The 11,774-nt window shown below is 73.1% G+C and carries 2 protein-coding genes; both read right to left on the reverse strand.

What is annotated here, in order from left to right; translation table 11 throughout:
• On the reverse strand, positions 1–6,800 hold a 6,800-nt coding region (locus tag ACFO60_RS40340), incomplete at its 3' end, for a type I polyketide synthase (protein ID WP_380852689.1).
• Positions 6,797–11,774: SDR family NAD(P)-dependent oxidoreductase (locus ACFO60_RS40345; protein WP_465269902.1), on the reverse strand; the 4,978-nt coding region annotated here is incomplete at its 5' end. The genes ACFO60_RS40340 and ACFO60_RS40345, both read right to left, overlap by 4 nt.

The raw sequence follows: 11,774 nt of genomic DNA on the forward strand, positions 1-11,774 counted from the left end.
ACCCGCTGCTGAGCGGGCCCACTCGGCGCCGTCAACCCATTCGACGCACCATCCTGATTCACCGCCGAACCACGCAACACCGCCAACACCCGACGCCCATTACGCCGCGCATCCGACAACCGCTCCAGCAGAAGAACACCGACACCCTCCCCCCAACCCGTCCCATCCGCCGCGGCCGCGAACGACTTGCACCGGCCGTCGGGAGCCAGACCGCGTTGCCGGGAGAACTCGACGAACGCGGTCGGCGTCGACATCACCGTGACCCCGCCGGCCAACGCGAGCGCGCATTCACCGTTGCGCAGTGACTGCGCCGCGAGATGCAACGCCACCAGCGACGACGAACACGCCGTGTCCACCGTCAGCGCCGGGCCTTCAAGACCGAACGTGTAGGCGATCCGGCCCGACATGACACTGCCGGCGTTGCCGGTCAACTGGTAGCCGTTCTCCGCATCCGGCGAGCCTGTGCCGACATCGTGGTAGTCCTGCCCGTTGCTGCCGATGAAGACGCCGGTCAGGCTGCCCTTCAGCGAAGCGGCGTCGATGCCAGCCCGCTCCACCACCTCCCACGACACCTCCAGCAACAACCGCTGCTGCGGATCCATCGCCAACGCCTCACGCGGCGACACACCGAACAGCCCCGCGTCGAAGTCGGCGGCGTCGTGTAGGAAACCACCGGTCCGGACGTAGCTTCTCCCGGATTCGGTCATCTCAGGGTCGTAGAGCGCGTCGACGTCCCAGCCCCGGTCGAGGGGAAAACCGGTGATCGCGTCCCCACCGGCCGAGACCAGATCCCACAGTTCCCCGGGGGAGGCCACCCCACCCGGATAGCGGCACGCCATGCCGACGATGGCGATCTGGTCGTCCGGCTGAACCGGCGCGGTCGTCGTGGTGACGGGAGTCGGCTCGGCCCCGGTCAGTCCGGCGCAGATGTGCGCGGCCAGCAGGGCGGGCGTGGGGTGGTCGTAGGTCACCGGTCCCCCGAGTCGCAGGCCGGACACCGCGACGAGCCGGTCGCGCAGTTCGACCGCCATCAGTGAGTCGAACCCGAGCTCGCTGAACGTCCTGCCGACGTCCACGGCGGCCTCGTCGCTGTGGCCGAGCACCTCCGCCACCTGGGTGCGCACGAGTGCGACAACGGCGCTCTCGCGGGCCGGCCGGGTCAGTCCGGTGAGCCGCGCGAGCTCCGGCGCGGGCTCCGCGGCCGCGTCGTTCCGCGCGCCGGCCACTGCCGGGATCTCGGCCAGCAGTGGGCTGGGGCGGGCGGCGGTGAAGGTCCGGATGAAGTTCGCCCAGTCCACGTCGGCGACGGTCAGCGTCGCTTCGTCCTCCCCGGCGGCTCGCGCCATCGCCGTGACCGCCAGGTGCGGCGCCATGAACCGCAGACCGCGCCGAGTGAGATGCTCGCCGGTGGCCCCGTCGGCCATGCCGTCTCCGCCCCAGGTCCCCCAGGCCACCGACGTGGCGGCGAGACCGCGCATCCGGCGCTGCTCGGCCAGGGCGTCGAGGTAGGAGTTGCCGGCGGCATAGGCGCCGTTGGCAGCACTCCCCCAGGTCGCGGCGACCGAAGAGAACAGCACGAACGCGTCGAGTTCGCGGTCGGCGAGCAGGTCGGCCAGGTGCGCGGCACCCGCGACCTTGGCGGTGAGCCCGGCCGCGAACTCCGCGGCCGTCACCGAGGTCAGGTCCGTGAACTGGCTGACGCCGGCCGCGTGCACGACGGCCGTGAGCGGGATGTCGGCCGGGACCGCGGCCAGCAGCGCGGCCACCGCGGTCCGGTCGGCCACGTCGCACTTCGCCACCGTCACGGTGGCACCCCGGGCCGCCAGGTCGGCGACGAGTTCCTCGGCACCGGATGCCGAGAGCCCGCTCCGGCCGGCCAGCACGAGGTGTCGCGCCCCGTTGTCCGCGGCCCACCGGGCGACGTGACCGCCGAGGGCTCCCGTGCCGCCCGTGACCAGCACGGTGCCGCGTGGTCGCCACACTCGGCCCGGCGTCCCGCCCGGGGCGGGACGCAGGCGCCGTGCCCACAGACCCGAGTCGCGGATCGCGACCTGATCCTCCGCGCCGCCGGTGGCGAGCAGACCGGCCAGCAGGTCGGTCGCCCGGTCACCGGGCACCGGCGGTAGGTCGATCAGGCCGCCCCAGCGGAGCGGGTGCTCCAGCGCGACGACTCGGCCGAGACCCCATGCCTGGGCCTGGGGCGGGCTGATCACCACGTCGGTGTCGTCGACGCGCACCGCACCGGACGTCACCCACCACAGTGGCGCGTCGACCCCGGCGTCACCGAGCGCCTGAGCCAGAACCACGCTGTGCCACAGCCCGGCGGTCATCGCGGGCGCGTCGGCGACCGGCCGCTCATCGAGCGCCAGGAACGACAGGACTCCGGCGACCCGCGAGTGCCCCGCCACCGCACTGCGGATCCGCTCCGCGAGCACGTCCCGCGCCGTTCCCGGGCCGACCGCCAGCCGAACGGGCACACCGCGATACCGCTCCACCGCGCCGGCACAACGGTCCGCCACCTCTTGTGCCTCGACCTGCCCGCTAGGCACCACGACCAGCCACGTCCCCGGCAGGTCGGCCGCGGCCGGCACGGTCGTCGCCCGCCAGGAGGTCCGGTACCGCCAGGAGTCCGCGGTGGACAGGCCGACGCGGTCACGGCGCCACCTGGACAGGGCCGGCAGGACCGAGGACAACGGCTGCTCGGCGTCGACGCGCAACTCCCGTGCCAGCCCGGGCAGATCGGCGCGGTCGACCATGTCCCAGAACTCCGAGTCCGGCGCGGGGGCCGCGCGGTCATCGTCTCCCGGCCGGTGCCGCAGCCAGAACTCCTCGCGCTGGAACGGGTACGTCGGCAGGTCGAGCAGCCGGGGAGTACCGCCGATGACCGCGGCCCAGTCGACGGGAACACCCCGCACGCCCAGCCGGGTCACCGCGGTGACCACGGCCTCCGGTTCGGCGAGTTCCCGGCGGCTCGACGGCACGAACGCGACCTGCTCACTCTCCTCCGCACCCAGGCAGTCGCGCGCCAGACCGGACAGCACGCCCCCGGGGCCGAGTTCGAGGACCGTCCGCACGCCGGCGGAGTACAGCGCGCGCACGCCGTCGTGGAACCGCACGGTGTCCCGGACGTGACGCACCCAGTAGCAGGACTCACCGAGCTGCGCGTCGGTCGCCACGCCGCCGGTGAGGTTCGACACGACACGGATGCCGGCCGGGTGGTACGCCAGCTCGCCGGCGATCGCGGCGAACTCGGCGAGCACCGGTTCAACCAATGGGGAGTGGAACGCGTGACTCACCCGCAACCGCTTGGTCTCCCGCCCCGCCGCCTGCCACGTGGCGGCGATCTCGGCCACCACCTCCGCGACACCGGAGATCACCACGGCCCGCGGTCCGTTCACCGCGGCGACCGCGACCTCGGACTCCCGCCCGGCCAGCGACCGGATCACCTCTTCCTCGGACGCGGCGATGGCGGTCATCCCGCCGCCGTCGGGCAGAGCCTGCATCAGCCTGCCGCGGGCGCACACCAGGCGGGCGGCGTCGGCGAGTGAGAGCACACCGGCGACGTGGGCCGCGGTCAGCTCCCCGACGGAGTGCCCACCGACGTAGTCGGGGCGCACGCCCCAGTGTTCGACCAACCGGAATAGGGCGACCTCGACCGCGAAGAGGCTCGTCTGCGTGAACGCCGTCCGGTGCAGCAGCTCCGCTTCGGCCGTGCCCGGCTCGGCCAGCAGCACGTCCTGCAGCGGCAGGTCCAGGTGCGGCTCCAGCGCGGCGCACACGGCGTCGAGCTCGCGGGCGAACACGGGCGAGGTGCGGTACAGCTCGCTGCCCATGCCCACGCGCTGTGCCCCCTGTCCGGGGAACAGGACGGCGAGCTTGCCGCCGACCGCCGCACCGTCGAGCACGCCGAGCGGGTTCCTGCCGTCCGCGAGCGCGCCGAGCCGGTCGATGAGCTCGTCCGGTCCTGCGGCGAGCACCGCGGCGCGGTGCGGCAGCACGGCGCGTTTGGCCATGGTGTGCGCGACGTCGGCCGGTCGCAGCCCGGGGTGACGCGCCAGGTGCGCCCGCAGCCGTTCGGCCTGTTCCCGGACGGCTTCCCTCGTCCGGCCGGACAGCAACACCGGCACCACGGTGCCGGAAGGGCTGCCGTCGTCCTGGCCGGTGGCCGAGGGCGCCTGTTCGAGGATCACGTGTCCGTTGGTGCCGCTGATGCCGAAAGAGGACACCCCGGCACGACGCGGCCGTCCGGTGTCCGGCCACGGCCCGCGCTCGGACAGCAGGCGCACGTCACCCGCGCTCCAGTCCACATAGGGCGACGGGGCGTCCACGTGCAGCGTTCTGGGCAGCTCACCGTGCTGGAGCGCGAGCACCATCTTGATCACGCCGAGCACGCCGGCCGCCGCCTGGGTGTGACCGATGTTCGACTTCAGCGAGCCGATCCACAGCGGCCTCTCCCGGCCCTGGCCGTAGGCCGCCAGCAACGCACCGGCCTCGATCGGGTCGCCCAGCTTCGTGCCGGTGCCGTGTGCCTCCACCGCGTCGACCTCGTCGGCCGACAGACCGGCACGCGCCAGTGCCGCGCGGATCAGCTTCTCCTGTGCCCGCCCGTTCGGCGCGGACAGCCCATTGGACGCCCCGTCCTGGTTGGTCGCGCTGCCCTTGATCACGGCGAGCACCGGGTGGCCGTTGCGCCGGGCGTCGGACAGGCGTTCCACGAGCAGGACGCCGACGCCTTCGGCCCAGGAGACGCCGTCCGCGGCGGCGGCGAACGCCTTGCACCGGCCATCCGGCGCCAGCAGGCGCTGCCGGCTGAACTCGATGAACAGCCCGGGCGTGGCCAGCACGTTGACCCCGCCGGCCAGGGCCAGGGAGCACTCGCCCGCGCGCAGTGCCTGGGCGGCGAGGTGGAGGGCGACCAGGGAGGACGAGCACGCCGTGTCGACCGTCACCGCGGGCCCTTCCAGGCCGAACGTGTACGCCACCCGTCCCGACGCCACGCTCGCAGCGGAGCCGGTGAACACGTGTCCCTCCAGCTCGCTGGGCGCCGCGTCCAGCCGCGGCGCGTACTGCTGGTCCACCAGGCCGACGAAGACGCCGACATCGCTGCCCTTCAGCGCGGTCGGATCCATCCCGGCCCGTTCGAACACCTCCCACGAGGTTTCGAGCAGAAGGCGTTGCTGCGGATCCATCGCCGTGGCCTCGCGCGGGCTGATGCCGAACAGGTCCGCGTCGAATTCACAGGCGTCGTAGAGGAACCCGCCGCTGCGGCTGTAGCTCCGCCCCGGCCGGTCCGGGTCGGGGTGGTAGATCTCGTTGAGCGGCCAGCCGCGGTCGGCCGGGAAGCCGGCGATCGCGTCGATCTCGTCGATCACCAGCTGCCACAGGTCGGCCGGGGTGCGGACACCACCGGGAGCCCGGCAGCTCATCGCGACGATCGCGATCGGCTCGTAATCGTGCCGCGTCACCGCGTGCGCCGGGACGGCGCGCTCCTCGGGGAACAGTTCCGCGTGCAGGCGGTCGGCGAACGCGGTCGGCGTGGGATGGTCGAAGACGACGGTGACCGGGAGCCGCACACCGGTCTCCTCGACCACGGTGTTGCGTATCTCCACCGCGGTGACGGAGTTGACGCCGAGGTCGAGGAAGGTCGCGGTCGCATCGCCCCGGTCGAACGCCGCACCGCCGAGCGGACCCGCGACCAGATCGCACACCAGCTCGACAAGCGCTTCCCGCCGAGCCTGCGCCGGCAGCACCGCCAGCCGGTCACGCAACCGCCGGGCCGGGTCGACGGCGTGCGCGGGACCGGTCCGCACGGCCGACAGCGCGCGGAGGAACTGCTCCCCGTCACCCATGTCGCGCCGGATCGAGCCCACCACCACACCGCCCGCGCCGATGGCGTCCACCGTGTCCTGCACCGCCATCGTCAGCACCGGGTGCGGGCTTATCTCGATGAACGTGTCGACGCCGTGATCGGCGGCCGCGCGGGTGGCGGCATCGAAGTTCACCATGCCCCGCATGTTGCGGACCCAGTAGTCGGCGGTCATCGTGCTCGTGTCCACCAAGCCGCCGGTGCACGCGGCGAAGAACGGTATCCGCGAGGCGGTCGGGGTGATCGGCGCCAGCACCCGCAGCAGGTGGTCCCGAATCTCGTCGGCCTTTGGGGAGTGGGCGGCCCAGCCGAGCTGGATCTTCTGGGCACGCGCCCCTTCGGCGGTGAGCCGCGCGAGCAACCGGTCCACGGCGGCGGCCTCCCCGGATACGATCGTCGAGGCCGGTCCGTTGACGCCTGCGAGGGTGATCCGGTCTCCGAACTCGGCCAGGTGCTCGCGCACTCCGTCGACCGGCATCGAGATCGCGGCCACGTTCCCGCTTCCGATGAGCGGCACCTGCGCCGCGCTCCACAGGGCGACGACGCGTGCCCCGTCGACGAGGGAGAGGCCGCCCGCGATGCACGCCGCCGCGATCTCGCCGTTGCTATGACCCACGACGGCGTCCGGTACCACGCCGTGGGATTCCCACAGCCCGGCGAGCCCGACCGCCATCGCGAACAGGGCCGGTTGGGCGACGTCCGCCCGCGCCAGCGACGGGGCCCCCGGCCGGTCGCGCAGCACCTCCGACACAGACCAGTCGACGAACGGGGCGAACGCCTGCTCGCACAGTTCGACCTGGGCGCGGAACGCTTCGGACGAGTCGAGCAGGGCGGCGCCCATGCCCACCCACTGCGAGCCCACCCCAGGGCACACGAAGGCCACCTGGCCACGGCGGGCGCCCGCCTCGCGGGCGACGTCCTCGACGGTGCTCATCGATTGCCTCCTACGCCCTGCCGGGCGATCCACTTCCGGACAGCTCGTACGGTGGTGCCGACATGGTCGGACAGGATGGTGAAGTGATCGCCGGGCACGTCCTCCACGCTGTGCGGGACCGGCCAGGACGCCCGCCAGTCACCGTCGGCCGCGCCGATGTCGCCGCCGGCCACGATCTCCGACGCCCGCACCAGCAGGGTCGGGGCCGACAGCGACCGAGCCGACCAGTGGTCGAGCAGCGAGAAGTAGCCGGCCATCGCGGTCAGGCGAACGTCGGTCATCGGCCCGACCTTCCGCTCGGCGGCCAGTGACGTGCTCTGCAGCAGCGGCAGGATGTACCCGATCGCGGAACTGCCCGGCGGGTAGGTGTCCAGCAGCACCAGGCCTTGAACCTTCGCGCCGAGCTCCTCCAGCCTGGCGGCCACCAGGGACGCCACGGTCCCGCCGGAGGACCGGCCGAGGATGGTGCACGGCATGTCCGCCACCTGCCGCCGCACGGCATCGACCAGGAACTCGACCAGCACACCGGTGTCGGCCGGCAGGAGCTCTCCGGCGGCGAAGCCGGGGTAGACCGGTGCCCACACGTCCTGTATCCCGCTCAGCTCGGCGGCCAGCCCGGTGTACTCGTGCACACCACCGAAGACGGTCGGGGAAGGGAAGCAGATCAGCGGCCCTTCCTCGGTGCCGGTGCACAGCCGGATGAGCTCCGGTTCGCGGCCGGCCTCCGACACTGCGGTGAACCTCGGCCGGAACCGCGCGGCCCGTGTCAGCAGTGTCGAACCTTCCGCGTACTCGCTCAGTTCGCAGGCCCGCCGGTACATGGCCGCCAGCGTGTAGTCCGCGTCGGTGTCCACCGGACGGGCCGGCTCCGCGGAGCCGTGGTCACCGGCCAGCCTGGCGGACAGGTCCTGGGCGAGCTCGGTGAGGGTCGGGTGGTCGAAGACGACGGTGGCGGGCAGTCGCAGCCCCGTCGCGGCGCCCAGCTGGTTGCGCAACTCGACCGCCATCAACGAGTCGAGCCCCAGCTCGCCGAACACGTCGATGCCCGCGATCCGCTCGGGGCCCCGGTGGCCCAGCACGCGTGCCGCCTCGGTCCTGACCACGGTGAGCAGTTCCGCCTGCCGACCCTCTTCCGGCAGGCCGGCCAGCCGGTCACGCAGTCCCGCGCCCCGCCGCGACTCCGCCCTTGGCACGAAGCGGTTGCGGACCAGGCCGCGCAGCAGCGGTGGCACACCGGCGGCCGGCGGCGCGGCGGTGTCCAGCCGGATGGGCACGAGCACTGGCCGGTCGACGACCTGCGCGAGATCGAACTGGGCGAGTCCCTGCTCGACCGACAGGCCAGCGTGGCCGGCGTCCTCCAGCCGTCCCGCCATTCCGCCGGTGTGCTGCCACATTCCCCATGCGAGCGAGAGACCCGGAAGACCGCGGGCCCGGCGGTGGGCCGCCAGGCCGTCCAGGAACGCGTTCGCGGCGGCGTAGTTGGCCTGGCCCGCGGCGCCGATCGTGCCCGCGGCCGAGGAGAACAGCACGAACATCGACAGGCCGAGCCGCTCGGTCAACCGGTGCAGGTGCCACGCCGCGTCGACCTTGGGCCGCAGCACCGTGTCGATCCGCGCCGGCGACATGGCTTCGACGACGCCGTCGTCCAGTACGCCGGCGACGTGCACGACACCGGTGATGGGCTCGTCGGCCGCGTCCAGCACCGCCCGCAGGGCGTCCGGGTCGGACACGTCGCAGGCCACCGTCGTCACGCGGGCACCGAGATCGGTCAGGTCGGCAGCCAGCTCGGCGGCGCCAGGTGCGGCCAGCCCGCGGCGGCCGACCAGCACCAGGTCGCGGACCCCGTGCTCCGCCACGAGGTGCCGGCAGAGCACGCCGCCGAGGGCGCCGGTCGCTCCGGTGACGAGGACGGCACCCGTCCGCGGCGGCGTGATCGGTGTGTCCTGGGCGGACACCGGCACGGAGGCCAGACGCGGGAGCAGAACCCGGCCCGCGCGCACCGCGACCTGTGGCTCACCGAGCGAGACCGCCGTGGTGACGGCCTGCTCCAGGGCGGCCGCGTTGGTGTCCGGATCGGCGTCGACCAGCACGATCCGGTCGGGGTGCTCGGCCTGGGCCGACCGCACGAGGCCGCACAGCGCGGCGCCCGGCAGGTCGGACACGTCGTCGTCCGGCGAGGTGGCGACCGCTCCGCTGGTGAGCACCACCAGCCTGGCGGTGGCCGGCACGTCCGCGGCCACCCAGTCCTTGACCGCGTCGAGCACCCCGCCGAGGACCGACCGGACGGCGCCGGGCATATCGTCGGGCCATCCGGTCCCCACGGCCGGAGCGACGGCGTGTGCGGCCACGCCGCCGCGAACCGCGGCGGCCGGATCGGGGTGCTCGATGAGCGGGAAACCGCGCTCCGCCAGCGGGAACCCGGTCGAACCGGCCATGACGTCGACCAGCGTCCACGGTTGCCGCCGCACCGGCGAGATCTGTTCGGTCACCGGTACCCAGTCCAACGCGTACAGCGAACCGCGTTTGACCGCAGCCTGTCGAGGCACGGGTGCGCGCAGCGTGAGCGCGTCCACCGAGGCGACCGGTTGGCCGGTGTCGTCGGCCATCTCCAACGACACGCAGCCGTGCTCCGTCGTGCTGAGCCGGACTCGCAGCGTTGCGGCCCCGCTCGCGTGCAGTGCCACGCCGCTCCACGCGAAGGGAACCCCAGCGACGCCCTGTTCGAACGGGTCCATGGCGAGCACCTGCAGCGCGGCGTCGAACAGGGCCGGGTGCAACTGGAACCCGTCCGCGTCGGGCCGGTCGTCGTCCGGAAGGACGGCCTCGACGAACACCTCGTCGTCGCGTCGCCACACCGCGCGGATGCCGAGGAACGCCGACCCGTACACCAGGCCGCCGGCGGCGACGCGTTCGTAGAACCCGTCGATCGCTATTTCGTCCGCGTCCGCCGGTGGCCACTGCGCCAGATCCGCTTTGCCGCCGGTGTTCCCGCGCCCGAGGGTGCCGGCGGCATGCCTGTGCCACTCGTCCGCGGCATCCTCCGGCCGGGAGTGGACCCGCACCGACCGGCGCCCGTCGTCGTCCGGCGCGCCGACGGTCACCTGCAGCACCACGCCGCCCCGCGCGGGGAGGACCAGGGGCGATTCCAGGGTCAGTTCCTCGACCCGGTCGCACCCGGCGTCCAGGCCGGCCCAGAGGGCGAGCTCCACGAACCCGGTGCCGGGGAACACGGCGGTGCCGTCGACGGCGTGGCCGCGCAGCCACGGATGCGTCGCCACGGACAGCCTGCCCGTGTAGAGGAACCCGTTGGTGTCGGGCAGTTCCACACCGGCATCGAGCAGCGGGTGGTCCGCGGCGCGCATTCCGACGCCGGACGCGTCGGCTGGGCGAGCCGTCCCGCCGGTCCGTTCCCAGTACCGCTCGCGCTGGAACGGATAGGTGGGCAGGGCCGGCCGCCGCGGCGGCCTTTCCCCGTAGACCGCGTCCCAGTCCACGGCGGTGCCGGCGGCGTGCAACCGCCCCAGCGCCGAGAGCGCTACGTCCGGCTCGGGCTCACCGTTCCGCGACAACGGCACCGCCAGCAGGCCCGGGCCGGACTCGGCACACACGCCCTCCGCCATCGGCACCAGGACGCCGTCCGGCCCGAGTTCGAGGAAGCGATCGACGCCTCGGCTCGTCAAGGTGCGCACGGCGTCGGCGAAACGGACGGTCTCCCGGACGTTCCGCACCCAGTGCCCCGGATCAGCCAGTTCCTCGGCGGAAGCGACCCGACCGGTCACCGTGGACACCACCGGGATCTCGGCACGGCCGAAGGACAATCCCTCGGCCACGCCCCGGAACTCCGCGAGCATCCCGTCCATCCGAGCCGAGTGGAATGCGTGTGCCACCCGCAACCGCTTGGTCCTCCGGCCGGGAAACCGCGCCGCGATCGCCATGACCACGTCCTCGTCCCCGGACAGCACGACCGAGTCCGGACCGTTCACGGCCGCGAGCGACACCCCCTCGGCCAACAGCGGCACCACCTCGTCCTCGGCGGCCCGGACCGAGACCATCACCCCGCCGGAGGGCAGTCCCCGCATCAGGCGACCTCGTGCCGCGACCAACTCCACCGCGTCCGGCAGCGACAGCACTCCGGAGACGCAGCCGGCCACCACCTCGCCGATGGAGTGACCCACCACGAAGTCCGGCACCACTCCCCACGAACCCACCAGCCGGAACAACCCGACACCCAGCGCCAGCGCACCCGCCTGCGCATAATCCGTCCGCCCGGCGAGCTGCGCGACCGGTGCGTCCGCCCGGGCGGACAACACCTCGGCCAACGGCTCGTCCAGCCACCGACCGAACAACCCGCACACCTCGTCGAACGCCTCCGCGAACACCGGAAAACGGGCGTGGAGCCCAGCCCCGACGCCACCCGGCCGCACGCCTTGCCCGGGAAGACCGAATGCCAGCAACCCGTCCGAGGCCACGGACTCGAACAGGTCGAGGGGTTTCCCGCCCGCCACGTACGCGGCCAGGTCGGACAGTGCGGTCTCGCGGTCGTCGATCGTCAGTGAGGCGCGGTGCGTGAAGTGCGTCCTCGTCGTCGCCAGCGACCGGGTGACGTCGGCCAGGTCTAGCTCGGGATGTGCCACCAAGTGCTCGCGCAGCTGTGCCGCCTGCGCCCGCAGGGCTGCGGGCGATTTGGCCGAGAGCAGCAGCGGAACCGGCGGGTGGTCGACCGGCTCCGGGTCGTCCGCGGGTTCGTCTGCCGCCTCGATGATCACATGTGCGTTGGTGCCGCTGATGCCGAACGAGGACACCCCGGCCCGCCGCGGCCGCCCCGTCTCCGGCCAGTCCTGTCCCCGGGTCAGCAGCCGCACCGCACCCGCCGACCAGTCCACGTGCGGACTCGGCTCGTCCACATGCAACGTCCTGGGCAACCGGCCATGCCGAAGCGCCATCACCATCTTGATCACACCGGCCACACCCGCC

The sequence above is a fragment of the Sphaerisporangium dianthi genome (genome assembly GCF_042654065.1).
GTDB classification, from domain to species: Bacteria; Actinomycetota; Actinomycetes; order Streptosporangiales; family Streptosporangiaceae; genus Sphaerisporangium; species Sphaerisporangium dianthi.